The sequence below is a fragment of the Ruegeria sp. CDSB113 genome, from assembly GCF_059611045.1.
In genome coordinates, this window is record NZ_JBXWOU010000020.1 from 38,511 (window position 1) to 54,501 (window position 15,991).

The window sequence follows — 15,991 nt, forward strand, 5'->3', positions numbered from 1 at the left end:
GCGGCCCTCAATCGTTTGTAGTGAAGACTGAGATCAGCCGTTCACGCTGTCCTTCAGAGCTTTCGCGATGGTCATCTTGACCACTTTGTCCGCTTCTTTCTTGAACTGCTCGCCGGTGGCGGGGTTGCGCACCATGCGCTCGGGGCGCTCGCGGCAGTAGATTTTGCCAACGCCAGGCAGGGTCACTGCGCCGCCGGCGGAAACTTCGCGGGTGATCAGGCCGGTCATGGCCTCCAACGCTGCGTTCGCAGCTTTCTTGTCGGTTCCCATTTCCTCAGCGAGAGCAGCCACCAGCTGAGTCTTTGTCATAGGCTTTGCCATTTCTTGGTCTCCTTAACGTGCCCGATACATAGGGCCTCACCGCGTAACTGTAACGGGATATTGTGGTCGAACACAACGAATAGTAGCGCCGAAAACCCTAAAAATATGGGGAAATCGTTGCTTTTTTGCGTCAGAGAAAGGCTGTTTCGTCGAATGAACGCAATTTCCGGCTGTGCAGACGCTCTAACGGCATGCCGCGCAGATGTTCCATCGCTCGAATTCCGATTGCAAGATGGCGACTGACCTGGGTGGTATAAAAGGCAGATGCCATGCCCGGAAGCTTTAATTCGCCGTGCAGCGGTTTGTCAGAAACACACAACAACGTGCCGTAGGGAACCCGGAACCGATAGCCATTTGCGGCGATGGTTGCGCTTTCCATATCCAGTGCAATGGCGCGGGATTGGCTGAGCCTTTGCACAGGGCCGGATTGGTCGCGCAGTTCCCAGTTGCGGTTGTCGACCGAGGCGACGGTGCCTGTGCGCATGATCCGCTTAAGCTCGTATCCTTCCAACTCGGTGACCTCGGCCACGGCGCTTTCCAGCGCGACCTGAACCTCGGCCAGTGGCGGGATCGGAACCCAGACCGGCAGGTCATCGTCCAGCACCTTGTCTTCACGCAGATAGGCGTGGGCCAGAACGAAATCCCCCAGTGCCTGCGTGTTGCGCAACCCGGCGCAATGGCCGACCATAAGCCACGCATGAGGTCGCAGCACCGCGATATGGTCAGTGGCCGTTTTTGCGTTCGAAGGCCCAACGCCGATATTGACCAGCGTGATCCCGGATCCATCCTCGCGTTTCAGGTGATAGGTTGGCATTTGCGGCAGCTTCAGTGGTTGGAGCAACTCTTCTTCGGAGCCCTTGATCTCGACATTCCCGGTCGAGACGAAGCTGGTGTAACCGCTGTCCGGATCGGCCAATTGCGCGCGCGCGTAATTCTCGAACTCAGAGACGTAGAACTGGTAGTTCGTGAACAGGACATGGTTCTGAAAATGGCTGGGATCCGTCGCGGTATAATGCGCAAGCCGGGCCAGCGAATAGTCGACGCGTTGGGCAGTAAACAAGGCTAGCGGACCGGCTTCATCTTCGTGGTCGTACACCCCGTTGACGATATCATCGTTGGTCGTGGTCAGGTCGGGAACGTCAAAGACATCGCGCAACGTGAACCCGGCCGCGCCCTGTTGCGGAACGTGCAGATCGGGATTGTTGGCAACCGCGAAATGCACCGGGATTGGCGTGTCGGACGGCCCAATCGTAACCGGCTGGTCGTGGTTTTTGATCAGCAACGCGATCTGCTGGGTCAAATAAGACCGAAATAAATCCGGTCGCGTAACGGTCGTGGCATGAATACCGGGTTCCGAGACGTGGCCAAAACTCAGGCGGCTGTCGACATGCGCATAGGACGACGTTCTGATACGAATTTCCGGGTAATAAGCTCTGAAACGTGCAGTAGGTGCGCCGTGTTCAATGGCTGCCGAGAAACTGTCGCACAGAAAGCGGGTTGCTTGTTCATACAGCGCTTCCAACCGAGCGACCGCTGCCTTGGGGTCGGTGAATTGTTCCGGTTTAGGTGCGTCGGGTGTTTTTATTATTGTCATGCAAGTGGTTCCAGAAGATCGATTTTTTCAAAGGTGCGCACATCCACCAGACCCAGATCCGATATCCGCAATTCCGGAATCACGACAAGTGCCAATAGTGAGTGCTGCATATATGCGTTGTTGAGGGTGCACCCGCAGGCCACCATCGCGGCAACCATGTCGTCGGCCTTGGCAGCAACCTGTGATGCAGGGCTGTCAGACATCAGGCCCGCAATGGGCAATTCGACCAGCGCCAGTTCTTCCCCATCGCGGAAGATGGTGATGCCACCACCCACCTCGGCCAGCCGATTTGCGGCCAGTGCCATCTGTTCGCGATCCGTGCCGACTACGATCATGTGATGACTGTCATGTGCCACGGTCGAGGCCATGGCCATTTTGCCTTGATATCCGAATCCGGAAACGAAAGCGTTCGTCACGCCGCCAGTTGCCCGGTGCCGTTCAACCAGCGCGATCTGGCAGACATCGTCGTCGCCCTCGACCAATCCTTCGATGATCGGCAGTTCAGACTTCAACGCTTTGGTCGGAGCCTGGTTTTCCACCACGCCGATCACGTTGGCTTGCACGCGGTTTGCCCCTGCAGGCGCTTGGATTTCGAAATCGGCAGCGGTCAGCGTATGCCCCAGATGCACAGTGTTTCGTGCGGTATCAGGCCAGTTGAGGTGCGGGCAATCTACGGTGATTTTACCGTTTTCGGCCACGATCTGACCGCGCGCAATCACGGTCTCGATGGGCAGTTCTTCCAGGTCCGAGCTGAGTATGACATCCGCGCGCCGCCCTGGTGTAATCGAGCCGATCTCACGTTCCAGCCCGAAGTGAGTCGCCGTGTTGATCGTTGCCATTTGCAGGGCAATCAGCGGATCACATCCGCAAGCGATGGCGTGCCGAACCACGCGATTCATATGGCCGTCATTGACCAGCGTGCCTGAGTGGCAGTCGTCGGTGCACAGGATAAAGTTGCGCGGGTCCAGACCTTTTTCCGTGACAGCCGTGATCTGACTTTCCACATCATACCAGGCCGAGCCCAGCCGCATCATCGACCGCATCCCCTGCCGAACACGCGCGATCGCGTCCGCCTCGCAGGTACCTTCGTGATCATCCGCCGGACCCCCGGCAACATAAGCCGCAAAATCAGACCCTAAATCAGGCGAAGCGTAATGCCCGCCTACGGTTTTCCCGGCGCGTTGCGTGGCGGCGATTTCCGCCAGCATCTTTGGGTCGCCATTGATGACACCCGGAAAGTTCATCATCTCGCCCAAACCGATGATGCCCGGCCAATTCATCGCCTCGGCCACGTCTTCGGCGGTGATTTCGTACCCCGTCGTTTCTAATCCCGGTGCAGATGGGGCGCAGGATGGCATCTGGGTAAAGATGTTCACCGGTTGCATCAACGCCTCGTCATGCATCATGCGCACGCCGTCCAGGCCAAGGACATTTGCGATCTCATGCGGGTCGGTGAACATGCTGGTGGTTCCATGCGGAATGACAGCGCGGGCAAATTCAGCCGGTGTCAGCATGCCCGATTCGATATGCATATGGGCATCACATAGGCCAGGGATCATATAGCGCCCGTTGGCCTCGATGACCTGAGTCTCTGGGCCGATGCAGTGTGATGCATCGGGTCCGACGTAAGCGATGCGCCCATCAGCGATGGCAATGTCATGGTTAGGAAGGCTTTCGCGGCTGTGCACATTCACCCAGATTCCGCCGCGAATGACCGAATCTGCAGCTTCACGACCTGCGGCTACGGCAATCAAACGGAGGGCGACATCGGGCCAACTAGGGAAGGGTGTGTGTTCCATGGCCCAACTTTCCCGAATGCGCAGGAAGGTTCAACCCCTTGTGAACAGGTATCATCAAACCGTCACGCAGCGCGTCAGCGCTGCACTGCCCAACCAGAAGAGACGCCCGGCAGGGCATCGATGATGGGCAGGAGCAACCCTCGGTTATTTCTGTGTATCATGCTCCAGCTCGCGGCGAACCCAATTGGCAAACGCTATGGCGCCGGGGCTTTCTTCGGCGCTCGGCGACAGCAGCAAGTAATAGGCTTCGGGCATAGGCGCGCGACGAGCAAACGGAGCAACCAAACGACCCTGTTCAATCAGGTCACTGGCAATGGTGTCATGCGCCAGACACAGCCCTCCGCCAGCCATGGCTACGGACAGGCTGACCAAGTAGGTGGTCGAATAAGTAATTGCAGGATTTTCCCAGTTTAGACCCTGTTCCTCGGCCCAACCCAGCCAATTCGACAGAAGGTTTGAGCAGTCAAAAAGCGGGTGCTGTTGCAGGTTGTCCAACGTCACGTGATAGCCCGGCGCACAGACTGGATAATAATGATCGGTTCTCAGCAATTCGGTCCTAACCGTATCTGACGGCCGTAGTGAATAACGGATTTCGACGGCGGCCCCTTCGGCCATTTCGCGCGGCTCCCAAAGCTCGGTAAAGATATTCAGCTGCACCTCGGGATGCTGTACCCGAAATTTCGGCAGTCTGGGCGCCAACCAATTCACGGCAAAGGTGATGTTGCTTTGAACCTGAACCGCGTTCTGCTGGGCGCCGGTCACGGCCTGAGTTCCGCGAACCAGTGTCCGAAATGCCTCGCGCACCACCGGAAGATACGTGATGCCCGCTTCGGTCAGTTCCAACGCGCGTGGTCGACGCAAAAACAAAGGCTGGCCAAGGTACCCTTCCAAGGACTTGATCTGCTGGCTGACCGCGCTTTGCGTCATGTTCAGATCCCGGGCTGCGCCGGTAAAGGACAAGTGCCGCGCCGCCGCCTCAAACGTGCGGAGCCAACCCAGCGGAGGAAGTGGTTTTTGCATGCGTATAACCTTGCCATTAGTTCAGCTAATGGAATAGTTGCGTTTTTTTCGTTGGTCAATTTTTGACGCTACAGGCACGATTTCCGAAAGTTCTCAGCTATCCGCAAAGGAGCCCGGAATGACTGTTACAAACCTGCGCGCCAATATCGACCACTGGGCCGAACGAGTTGATCTGGCTGCAACCTTTCGCTGGGTCGAGCGATTGAACATGCACGAAGGCGTTGCCAATCATTTCAGCCTTGCGGTGAACCCGGAAGGTACGCAATTTTTGATGAACCCGAACCAGATGCACTTTGCACGGGTCAAAGCGTCAAATCTGCTGTTTCTGGACGCAAATGACGCCAAAGTGATGAGCCATCCCGGTGCACCGGATCCGACGGCCTGGGGTCTGCACGGCTCGATCCACCGCCACTGTCCGCATGCGCGCTGTGTGATGCACGTGCATTCGATCTTTGCGACGGTCCTTGCCTCCCTGGCGGACAGTACGTTGCCGCCGATCGACCAGAATACGGCCACGTTTTTTAACCGGTATGTCATCGATCAGGAATTCGGAGGTCTCGCTTTTGAAAGCGAAGGTGAGCGCTGTGCATCCATGCTGTCCGACCCCAAGAAGAAGGTCATGATCATGGGCAATCACGGTGTTCTTGTGATCGGCAGTGACCCGGCAGATGCCTTTAACAGGCTTTATTATTTTGAACGCGCAGCGGAAACCTACATCCGAGCGCTGCAGACCGGCCAGCCATTGCGCGTCCTGCCAGATGATATTGCCGAAAAGACTGCGCAAGAATTGGAAGACTATCCCGATCAGGCCCAGGCTCATCTGCGAGAGATCAAGGCCATATTGGACGATGGCGGCTCTGATTACGCCACATGACAACCTTATCAGGGTAACGACCATGTCTGACACTACACAGGATCCGGAATCCGCCCGCTGGCACTATCATCCTGAAGGTCCGGTGGGGTTAAACCCCTTGTTCAATTGGCCACCACGTCCGTCAGCTGTGCTGAAATGGTACAGCGGGGCGTGGCTGCAGATCACGGCATTAACCTTGTGCCTTGCGCTGGCGGTTACCGCCTATGCTTTCTTTTTCCCGTCCTTGGAAAGTATGCAAAATTTTGCACCGGGTTGGATGTTTCGCATTTGGCTGCTGAACATGGTGCCCCAAATACTCGTCGCAGGTGGGCTGCACTGGTGGCTGTACATGCGAAAAGGGCAGGGCATGTACAAAAAGTTCGACCGCCGCGACCTGACCCGCAACAATGGTGCCTTCACATTCCGCAATCAGGTTCTGGACAATATCTGGTGGACGCTAGGCAGCGCGATGACCGTCGCGACCGTTTATCAGTGGATCATCTACTGGGCGATGGCCAATGGGTATGTGCCGACCGTCACATGGTCCGGCGCGCCTGTCTGGTTCGTTGTGTGGATGGTGTTTATCCCAATGTGGTCTGGTCTGCACTTTTATTGGGTGCACCGGCTGGAACATCACCCGAAGCTCTACAAATACGTGCATGCTGTGCATCATCGCAATGTGAACACCGGGCCCTGGTCGGGGATATCAAACCATTGGTTTGAGAACCTGTTGTATTTCACGACCTATTTTATCCACCTGATCGTGCCGTCGCACCCATTGCATGTGCTGTTCCACGCATATTTTCAGCAGGTCAGCCCCGTGTTGTCTCATTCCGGTTTTGAAAAACTAAAGGCCGGGGATACGGACGCCGCCCGTGCCGGTGATTTCTTTCACCAGCTTCACCACCGGTATTTTGAATGCAACTACGGCACCTCTGAAATCCCGTTCGACAAGTGGTTTGGCACGTATCATGACGGATCGGCCGAGGCGACGACCAGGACAAGGGCGTACAAGAAACAGATGTATACCTAGCTGGCCCGAAGCGCGCGCGGCGTGACCCCGAATTCGGCTTTGAAGGCGCGGGTCAGGGCGCTGGGGTCGTCATAGCCCGAGCGCAGGGCAACCTCACCAATGCTCAGGTCGGTTTCCGCCACCAGTTTGCGCGCAAGGTTCAGGCGCAGTCGGCGATAGACCTGGGCCGGACCAGCGCCCAGCTCGGACTGCATGCGGACGGACAGGGCTTTCTGCGATCGGCCAACCCGATTTGCGATTTCGGATACGGGCAAGGGGTTTTCAAGATGCTCCTGCATCAAGGCCAGCGCCTTGTTCACGTAACCGCTGGTCGCGCCGGCACCGCCCGCATGCGAGCGCGCTGAATCGCGGGTCATGAACAGTTGCGACACTTCCAGCGCCAGGGCCTGTCCCTGATCCCGTGCAATCAGATGAAGCACCAGATCAAAGGCCGCCATGGCCCCGGAACAGGTGATGCGATTGCGGTCGATGACATAGCGCTCGCGGTGGGCTTCGACATCGGGGAACCTTTCTGTAAATCCGGTCAGCTCTTCCCAGTGTATCGTGGCGCGATGCCCGTCCAACAGCCCTGCTTGAGCCAAAAGCCAGCTGCCAGTGTCGAGGCCCGCCAGCACTTTGAACCGCTGATCCGCAGAACGCAGGCCTGAAAGGGTGCGCCACCCGCCATGCGCGCGGAATCCATAAGATGGCATGACCATCAGCATGTCCCCACTGGCGATCTGGAGTGGGCGATGCGGCGCGACCTGCAGCCCGGATGAGGATGTCACCGGACCACCCTCCAACGCAAGGAACTGCCAATCGTACAAAATACGTCCGGCCAGAGTGTTTGCAGCGCGCAGCGGCTCGACCGTGTTGGCCAGGCAATGGTTCGAGAATCCGTCGAACAGAAGAACCCCGATTTGCTGCGGTGCAGAGGGTGATTTAGTCCATTCTTGCATGGTAAACTTCTATTTCTGCACGTTTCAAATGACAAGCCGCGTCAGAATATGCCGCAACGCCAGATGTGGAGACGCCCGATGCAATATGGATTGTCCGACGAACAAGAGATGATCGTCTCTACCGTTCGCAGCTTTGTGGAAAACGAAATCTACCCGCATGAGGCGCTGGTCGAGCGCACCGGCGAAGTCCCGGAAGAGATCGCGGATGAGATCAAGCGCAAGACGATTGAACTGGGTTTTTATGCCTGTAATTTTCCCGAAAGCGTCGGTTGTGCAGGGTTGAACCATCTGGAGTTCGCGTTGGTCGAACGTGAGCTGGGCCGCGGATCCATGGCGCTGAACCACTTCTTCGGGCGTCCTCAGAACATCCTGATGGCGTGTGAGGGCGAGCAGGTCGAACGATACCTGATGCCCGCCGTTCGCGGTGAAAGGATGGACGCGCTGGCGATGACCGAACCCGGTGCCGGGTCAGATGTTCGTGGAATGAAGTGCGCCGCGGTGCGGGATGGCGGTGACTGGGTGGTCAATGGCACCAAGCACTTCATCTCGGGCGCCGAGCACGCGGATTTCATCATCGTTTTCATCGCGACCGGAGAGGACCAGACGCCTAAAGGTCCGAAAAAGCGGATAACGGCATTCTTGGTGGATCGCGGAACGCCCGGTTTCACCATCCGGGACGGGTACAAATCGGTTAGCCATCGCGGCTACAAGAACATGGTTCTTGATTTCGACGATTGCCGTCTGCCGGATGCCCAGGTTCTGGGTGAGGTTGATGGCGGGTTCGAGGTGATGAACACCTGGCTCTATGCGACCCGTATCACGGTTGCCGCCATGTCCGTAGGTCGGGCGCGCCGGGCTTTCGACTATGCGCTGGATTATTCCGCCACGCGCGAACAGTTCGGCCAGAAGATCGGCAAGTTTCAGGGCGTGTCCTTCCAAATCGCGGATATGATCACCGAGATTGACGCGGCGGACTTGTTGACGCTGGCCGCAGCCGACCGCCTGGACAAAGGCCTGCCTGCCAACCGCGAAATTGCTTCGGCCAAGCTCTATGCCTCGGAAATGCTTGCGCGGGTCACCGATGCCGCCATCCAAATTCACGGCGGCATGGGTCTGATGGACGATTACCCGCTTGAGCGGTTCTGGCGCGATGCGCGGGTCGAACGTATCTGGGACGGAACCAGCGAAATTCAGCGCCACATTATCAGTCGCGATCTTCTAAGGGCACTCGGTGCGTGATGGAGGGGGCCGCCTGATGTCTTCCCTGTCACGCGTTTTGCACCCCACATCCATCGCTGTGATTGGCGGCGGCGCCTGGTGCGTCTCAGTGATCGAACAGGCCCGGAAATTCGGGTTTCAGGGCGACATCTGGCCGGTCCACCCAAAAGCCGGTCAAATCGCGGGTCTGAGTGCCTTTGCACGCCTTGAGGACCTTCCAGCGGCCCCCGACGTAGCCTTTGTTGGCATCAACCGTCATGCAACGATCGAGACGATCGCGATCCTTTCGGCCATGAGGGCCGGGGGTGCAGTGTGTTTTGCCTCGGGATTTACCGAAGCGCATGCCGAGGACGATCAGGGTGCAGATTTGCAGGTCCGTTTGGTGCAGGCCGCAGGCGAGATGCCGATCCTCGGGCCAAACTGTTATGGCTTCGTCAACGGGCTAGACCGTGCCGCTGTTTGGCCCGATCAGCACGGCATGCGACCGGTAGATCGCGGTGTGGCGATCCTGACGCAAAGTTCGAACATAGCGATCAATATGACGATGCAGCGCCGGGCCTTGCCGCTGGCCTTTATGCTGACCAGTGGGAACCAGGCGCAGACCCATCAGGCCGACATCGCCTCGGCCCTGTTGGATGATGACCGGATCACAGCGATTGGCGTCCATATCGAGGGGTTCGGTGACCTGCGTAAATGGGAGGCGCTGGCCAAAAAGGCTCGGGATCGTAACGTGCCGATTGTTGCGCTGAAAGTGGGCCGGTCCGCCCATGCACAGGCGGCGACGATTTCCCATACAGCCTCGTTGGCGGGTGGTGATGCGGGCGCGCAGGCATTTCTGGATCGGCTCGGGATCGCGCGGTTGGATGACATTCCCAGTTTCCTGGAATGCCTCAAGCTGCTGCATGTGACCGGGCGGTTGGATACGAACGGTTTGGGATCGATCAGTTGTTCGGGTGGTGAGGCAAGTCTGGCTGCCGACATGGCCGAGGGGCGCGACCTGCACTTCCCGCCGTTGTCGCAAGCACAAAAAGCTGACCTGCGCGATACCTTGGGACCGATGGTAGCACTGGCGAACCCGCTGGATTATCACACCTATATCTGGCGGGACACGCCAGCCATGACACGGGCATGGTCAGCAATGATGAGCCCTGAACAGGCCCTGACTATGGCTATTCTCGACTATCCGCACACGGACGCGACCGATTGGGAATGCGCCACGCAGGCTGCCTTGAATTGCGTTGCTCAGACGGGGCGTCCCTTTGCAGTAACAGCGACCCTGCCGGAGCTTTTACCCGAAGACGTTGCGCAGCGATTACTCGATGGCGGTGTTGTCCCGTTTGCCGGGTTGCACGAAGCGCTTGCGGCAATTGAGGCAGCCGCGCGACCGCAAGCAACGGAGGCCGAACCGGTCCTGTTGCCCTCGGATACCGTTGCGGATCATGTTTTGACCGAAGCAGAAGCCAAGAGGGCGCTGGCGGATTTCGGTGTGTGTGTGCCGCACAACGTTGTGGTGTCGGCGGATCTGGCGAAACAAGCCTCTGCCGCGCTGACTGGTCCTTTTGCGATTAAGGGCGTCGGGCTGGTGCATAAGTCGGAACATGCGGCCGTGCGCCTAGGGGTTCACGCTGACGCCGTGGCTGAAGTCGCGGCGGATATCGGAACCGATGACGTCCTTATTGAGGAAATGGCTGTTGGCGGCGTGGCAGAATTGTTGGTCGGCGTGACCCGAGACCCGGCGCATGGCTTTGTTCTTACGCTGGGTGCAGGGGGTGTGTGGACTGAAATCCTGCGCGACACGGTTTCACTTTTGATCCCATCCTCCCGCAACGCGGTGAAAGAGGCGCTGGGCAAATTGAACTGCGCTCCCTTGCTGGCGGGATATCGCGGCAAACCAGCGGCAGAGATTGAGGCCATCCTGGACGCTGTCGATGCGGTGCAGGCCTACGTCATTGCCAACGCAACCCATGTCAGCGAAGTTGAAATAAACCCACTGATCTGCACACCGGACCGTGCCATAGCGGTGGATGCTCTGATCCGAAAGGCAAGTATATGAACCCGGTCAAAACCAAGCGCGATGGCGCAATTCTGGAAGTCACTTTGGACCGTCCCAAAGCGAACGCGATTGATTTGGCAACCAGCCGTGTCATGGGCGAGGTGTTTCGTGACTTCCGTGATGATCCTGATCTGCGCGTCGCAATCCTGACCGGGGGTGGCGAGAAGTTCTTTTGCCCCGGCTGGGATTTGAAAGCAGCCGCTGACGGAGACGCAGTCGACGGTGACTATGGCGTTGGTGGCTTTGGCGGGCTGCAGGAACTGCGGGACATGAACAAGCCGGTCATCGCTGCGGTCAACGGGATTGCTTGCGGCGGCGGGTTAGAATTGGCCCTGAGCGCCGACATGATCCTTGCCGCGGATCACGCCAGTTTTGCATTGCCGGAAATCCGGTCCGGCACGGTGGCTGATGCCGCCAGCGTCAAACTGCCCAAACGCATTCCGTATCATGTAGCAATGGAACTGCTGCTGACCGGGCGCTGGTTCGATCCGTATGAGGCAAAGAACTGGGGGTTGGTGAACGAGGTCATTCCGGGTGATCAACTGATGGATCGGGCGTGGGAACTGGCGCGTGTTTTGGCCAGCGGTCCGCCCTTGGTTTATGCCGCGATCAAGGAAATCGTGCGCGACGCCGAGGATTCCAAGTTTCAGGATGCCATGAATCGGATCACCGGACGGCAATTGCCGACGGTTGATACCCTCTATGGCTCTGAAGACAATCTGGAAGGGGCTCGTGCTTTTGCCGAAAAACGTGACCCGGTTTGGAAAGGACGGTAAGTCAGCCTACACGCGCTCGAACAGAGCGATCAGTGCAGTGTCATCTTTATTAGGGCCAGACGCGAGGTCGCCATAGATACGCACTTCGGGCAGGGCCAGATCGCGGATCTGGTCTTGCGCCAACCGGTGCAGAGCTTCGGCAAAACCAAGCTTCTCATAGTGTTTTGCATTGATCGACAGCGCGAATTGAGCACCGGGGCGGGCCACACGCAGCAGTGCAGTCAAAGCTTCTGGCCCGAGGTGGCCATGGGTGAACGAACCGGATGAAACGATCCCGGAGTAGCTTTCGCGCGGCACCGGGATGCCTTCGTTCAGATCGGCCTCAATGGCGTCGCGGTAGATATCCTTACGCATGGCCTGATCCAGCATCTCGGCGCTGATATCGGTGGCATCTATCGGTCCCACACCCAGCCGGGCCAGAACCGCGCCGCACAGGCCCGTGCCTGCACCTACATCAAGCACAGGCCCTTGCCCGCCGGAGCCGACAAAGGCGCGGGCGGTATGGATGTGCAGCTGATAGTCCTCGCGCGTGGCAAAGCCTTCGTCGTAATCCCCGGCCCATTCAGCATAGAGACGCTTGTGGTCTTCCGGGGAATCCAGCGCGTAGGCGGCATGCAGGTCTGGTGTTTTGTCACTCATACCCAAAAGAAAGGCGCATTGGGGGATTCGAATCAAGTATCCTTGGCAGAGTTCTTGCATCTGGCGAAATTGCGGATCATCTAAGAGCGTATGACAGGCACACTATTTTCCTTCGGTCACGGGTACTCGGCACAGGCTTTGTCCCGTCAGTTGCAACCCCATGGTTGGCGTATCTCGGGCACGACGCGTGATCCGGCCCAATCGCAGGTGGTCAAGGCGTCCGGCGCAGAGCCGGTGATTTGGCCGGGGCAAGTGCCACAGCTGGATGGGGTGACGCATCTTTTGATCTCGGCTGCGCCAAACGCGGACGGAGATCCGGTTCTGGCTGCATTGGCGGATGAGATTGCGGAACGGGCGGCGCAATTCAAATGGGTTGGCTATCTTTCGACCACGGCCGTGTATGGCGATCATCAGGGCAACTGGGTCGACGAGGCCACCCCTGCGACGCCAACGGCGCAGCGCGGCAAATGGCGGGTGCAGGCTGAAGAGCAGTGGCAGAACATCCCCGGCTTGCCGACACACATCTTTCGCCTTGCGGGCATCTATGGTCCCGGGCGTGGGCCGTTTTCCAAGCTCAAGCGTGTGGGTATGCGACGTATCATCAAGCCGGGGCAGGTCTTTTCCCGAATTCATGTCGCCGACATTGCCCAGGTTCTTGCTGCGTCCATGTCTGCGCCTAATCCGGGGGCGATTTACAACGTATGTGATGATGAACCCGTTCCACCGCAGGATGTCATCGCCTATGCGGCCGAATTGCAGGGATTGCCATTGCCGCCCGAAGTACCGTTTGACGAGGCCGACATGACCCCTATGGCGCGCAGCTTTTACAATGAGAACAAGCGGGTCAGGAACGATCGGATCAAGGATGAGCTGGGTGTAAACCTGATGTATCCGAACTATCGGGTCGGGCTGCGGTCGCTGATGACCGGTGACTGAGCTATCGCCCTGATTTGCGGTGATGCGCCCGGATGCTTAGTGATAGTTTTTGGTTATCAGAACCATCCATAAAGAAAACTTATTTGCATGGTTCGAATTTGCTAGGTCTGGCGGCGACAAGACAAGAGTCGCCGATACCTTTGACAGAATGCGCGCAATCCAAGCCGCGCATCTAAAAGAGGTAAAAGTGTCATCTATATATGTTCTTGATCGCCCGCGTTTCTCACCGCGCGAACGAGCCGGATTTTAGCCAGGATTGGAGATCGACATGGACGGAAGTGATAACCCTAAAACGGGCGGATGCCCTGTAATGCACGGCGCAGGAACCCGGTCAAACCGGGATTGGTGGCCGAACCAGCTGAACCTGTCGATCCTGCATCAGAATTCGCCTGCGTCGAACCCGCTGGGGCCTGATTTCGACTACGCTGAAGAATTCAAGAAGCTGGACATGAAGGCGCTGAAAGAAGACCTGTACGCGCTGATGACCGATTCTCAGGACTGGTGGCCTGCGGACTATGGTCATTACGGCGGTCTGTTCATCCGCATGGCCTGGCACAGCGCCGGTACATATCGCACGGCGGATGGCCGTGGCGGTGCCTCGACCGGGAACCAGCGGTTTGCGCCACTGAACAGCTGGCCGGATAACGGCAACCTCGACAAAGCGCGCCGTCTATTGTGGCCGATCAAACAGAAATACGGCAACCAGATTTCCTGGGCCGACCTGATGATCCTTGCCGGCAATTGCGCCATTGAATCCATGGGCGGCAAGACATTTGGCTTTGCTGGTGGTCGCGCGGACATCTGGGCGCCTGAAGAAGACATCTATTGGGGTTCCGAAACTGAGTGGCTTGCCCCCACCGACAACCCGCACAGCCGGTACTCTGGTGAGCGCGACATGGAAAACCCGCTGGCTGCCGTTCAGATGGGTCTGATCTATGTGAACCCCGAGGGCCCGGATGGTGAACCAAACGTACTGGCCTCGGGTCGGGATATCCGCGACACCTTTGGCCGGATGGCGATGAATGACGAGGAAACCGTCGCACTGGTTGCTGGTGGCCACACCTTTGGTAAGGCGCACGGCGCGGGTGATCCTGATCTGGTCGGCCCCGAACCCGAAGCGGCACCGATCGAAGAGATGGGCCTTGGCTGGATCAACAAGTTCGGTTCGGGCGTCGGTGACGATACCACGACCTCGGGCATCGAGGGCGCATGGACCGCAAACCCGATCAAATGGGACAATGGATACTTTGACCTGCTGTTCGGATACGAGTGGAACCTGACCAAAAGCCCCGCAGGCGCATGGATATGGGAGCCGATCGGCGTCAAGGAAGAGGACATGGCCCCGGCGGCCGGTGATCCGACCAAGAAGGTCAAAACCATGATGACCACCGCCGACATGGCGATGCGCATGGATCCGATCTATGGCCCGATCTCGAAACGCTTCCACGAGAACCCGGAAGAGTTCGCAGATGCCTTCGCGCGCGCCTGGTTCAAGCTGACTCACCGCGACATGGGTCCGCGTTCGAACTATATCGGTTCGGAAGCCCCGACCGAGGAGTTGATCTGGCAGGACAACGTGCCTGCGGTGGATCACGACCTGGTTGATGATGCCGATGTAGCGGATTTGAAAGCCAAGATCGCTGCATCCGGTCTGTCGGTGTCCGAGCTGATCTCGACCGCATGGGCCTCGGCCTCGACCTTCCGCGGGTCGGACAAGCGGGGCGGTGCCAACGGCGCCCGTATCCGTCTTGCGCCTCAGAAGGATTGGGACGTCAACGAGCCAATGAAACTGTCCAAGGCGCTGGATGCGCTGACAGGCGTTCAAGAGGCGTTCAACGGCGCGCAGTCAGGCAACAAGAAAGTGTCGCTGGCCGACCTGATCGTTCTGGCTGGTGCCGTTGGCATCGAGCAGGCTGCTAAAGCTGGCGGTCAGGATGTCGAGGTTCCGTTCACCCCGGGCCGCACCGATGCATCGCAAGAGCAGACTGATGTGGACAGCGTCGCAGTCCTGGAGCCCGCAGCAGACGGATTCCGCAACTACCAAAAGGCCGACTACACCGTCTCGCCCGAAGAGTTGCTGGTCGACCGTGCACAATTGTTGACCTTGTCCGCACCAGAGATGACGGCACTTGCCGGTGGCCTGCGTGTTCTGGGCGCCAACTTCGGTGACGCCAAGCATGGGGTGTTCACGGATCGTGTGGGTGTACTCAGCAATGACTTCTTTACCAACATTCTGGACATGGGCACCGAATGGAAACCTGCCGGCAAGGGCGTCTATGAAGGTCGTGACCGCGCCAGCGGTGAGGTCAAATGGACCGGTACACGCGTCGATCTGGTCTTCGGTTCAAACTCGCAACTGCGGGCGCTCGCTGAGGTCTACGGTCAGACGGGTGCCGAGGGTAAATTTGTCTGCGACTTTGTTTCGGCCTGGAACAAGGTGATGAACGCGGATCGTTTTGATCTGAAGTAAACCGGCGATCATCGCAGAGATAGCGCCGCCCGAGGGGACTCGGGCGGCGTTTTCTTTGGATCGGATCCCGCGGGCATACCAAGCATTGGGTACGATTCCGCCCAAAGCCTTGACTAACCCCCGTATCACGCAGCGCCCAGCCGAGTTTCTTACCCAAATTATTAAGCTAACTTATTGTTTTAATTAACATGGGCGAGTTTCTGCAGAGAAATGTGAAGTTTTTTCAAAATGGGGGTTGCAGGTCCCAGACCTAATCCGTAAATACCCCTTCACCGGCGCTGCTGAGGCGGCGCTGACGGGTCGGAGAGACGGCCGGACGGGTTGGAGAGACAGCCGGACGC

Annotated in this window: 13 protein-coding genes; 7 read left to right on the plus strand and 6 right to left on the minus strand. The window is 58.1% G+C overall.

Annotation, left to right across the window (positions count from 1 at the left end; all coding sequences use genetic code 11):
• Positions 1–33: 33 nt before the first annotated feature.
• The 4 genes from AC2FIS_RS22210 to AC2FIS_RS22225 form a co-directional block, all read right to left on the minus strand.
• Positions 34–321 carry an HU family DNA-binding protein gene (locus tag AC2FIS_RS22210; RefSeq protein WP_039533371.1) on the minus strand — a complete coding sequence of 96 codons (288 nt, stop codon included), beginning with the start codon at positions 319–321 and terminating at the stop codon, positions 34–36.
• A gap of 130 nt (positions 322–451) precedes the next feature.
• Positions 452–1,915 (minus strand): AMP nucleosidase, encoded by a 1,464-nt coding sequence (locus AC2FIS_RS22215; RefSeq protein WP_108860451.1) that lies wholly within the window; start codon positions 1,913–1,915, stop codon positions 452–454.
• Complete coding sequence (gene ade, locus AC2FIS_RS22220) at positions 1,912–3,714, minus strand: adenine deaminase (RefSeq protein ID WP_496775467.1); 1,803 nt, start codon at positions 3,712–3,714, stop codon at positions 1,912–1,914. The genes AC2FIS_RS22215 and ade overlap by 4 nt, the downstream gene beginning before the upstream one ends.
• A 144-nt stretch (positions 3,715–3,858) precedes the next feature.
• Positions 3,859–4,734, minus strand: a complete 876-nt coding sequence (locus AC2FIS_RS22225; RefSeq protein WP_496775470.1) for a LysR family transcriptional regulator — start codon at positions 4,732–4,734, stop codon at positions 3,859–3,861.
• A gap of 118 nt (positions 4,735–4,852) precedes the next feature.
• Between AC2FIS_RS22225 and AC2FIS_RS22230 the strand changes: the two genes are divergently transcribed.
• Positions 4,853–5,608 (plus strand): class II aldolase and adducin N-terminal domain-containing protein, encoded by a 756-nt coding sequence (locus AC2FIS_RS22230; protein ID WP_496775472.1) that lies wholly within the window; start codon positions 4,853–4,855, stop codon positions 5,606–5,608.
• Between the two features lie 22 nt (positions 5,609–5,630).
• A complete protein-coding gene (locus AC2FIS_RS22235; protein WP_496775475.1) occupies positions 5,631–6,620 on the plus strand; it encodes a sterol desaturase family protein in 990 nt (329 codons plus the stop codon).
• On the opposite strand, the gene AC2FIS_RS22240 is transcribed toward AC2FIS_RS22235, so the two are convergent.
• Complete coding sequence (locus AC2FIS_RS22240) at positions 6,617–7,558, minus strand: GlxA family transcriptional regulator (RefSeq protein ID WP_496775477.1); 942 nt, start codon at positions 7,556–7,558, stop codon at positions 6,617–6,619. The genes AC2FIS_RS22235 and AC2FIS_RS22240 overlap by 4 nt on opposite strands.
• Positions 7,559–7,636: 78 nt before the next feature.
• On the opposite strand from AC2FIS_RS22240, the gene AC2FIS_RS22245 reads away from it, so the two are divergent.
• The 3 genes from AC2FIS_RS22245 to AC2FIS_RS22255 are packed head-to-tail and all read left to right on the plus strand — an operon-like array spanning position 7,637 to position 11,605.
• Positions 7,637–8,797 carry an acyl-CoA dehydrogenase family protein gene (locus tag AC2FIS_RS22245; RefSeq protein WP_109313076.1) on the plus strand — a complete coding sequence of 387 codons (1,161 nt, stop codon included), beginning with the start codon at positions 7,637–7,639 and terminating at the stop codon, positions 8,795–8,797.
• Positions 8,798–8,813: 16 nt separating this feature from the next.
• Positions 8,814–10,829 (plus strand): acetate--CoA ligase family protein, encoded by a 2,016-nt coding sequence (locus AC2FIS_RS22250; protein WP_496775481.1) that lies wholly within the window; start codon positions 8,814–8,816, stop codon positions 10,827–10,829.
• Positions 10,826–11,605, plus strand: coding sequence for a carnitinyl-CoA dehydratase (locus AC2FIS_RS22255; protein WP_496775483.1), 780 nt, complete (start codon positions 10,826–10,828; stop codon positions 11,603–11,605). The genes AC2FIS_RS22250 and AC2FIS_RS22255 overlap by 4 nt, the downstream gene beginning before the upstream one ends.
• A 6-nt stretch (positions 11,606–11,611) precedes the next feature.
• Here AC2FIS_RS22255 and AC2FIS_RS22260 read toward each other — a convergent pair whose 3' ends face one another.
• Positions 11,612–12,244, minus strand: a complete 633-nt coding sequence (locus AC2FIS_RS22260) for a class I SAM-dependent DNA methyltransferase (RefSeq protein WP_496775486.1) — start codon at positions 12,242–12,244, stop codon at positions 11,612–11,614.
• A gap of 90 nt (positions 12,245–12,334) precedes the next feature.
• Here AC2FIS_RS22260 and AC2FIS_RS22265 point away from each other — a divergent pair, with 90 nt between their 5' ends.
• Positions 12,335–13,180 (plus strand): SDR family oxidoreductase, encoded by an 846-nt coding sequence (locus AC2FIS_RS22265; protein ID WP_496775488.1) that lies wholly within the window; start codon positions 12,335–12,337, stop codon positions 13,178–13,180.
• A gap of 268 nt (positions 13,181–13,448) precedes the next feature.
• Positions 13,449–15,650 (plus strand): catalase/peroxidase HPI, encoded by a 2,202-nt coding sequence (gene katG, locus AC2FIS_RS22270; protein WP_496775489.1) that lies wholly within the window; start codon positions 13,449–13,451, stop codon positions 15,648–15,650.
• Positions 15,651–15,991: the final 341 nt, after the last annotated feature.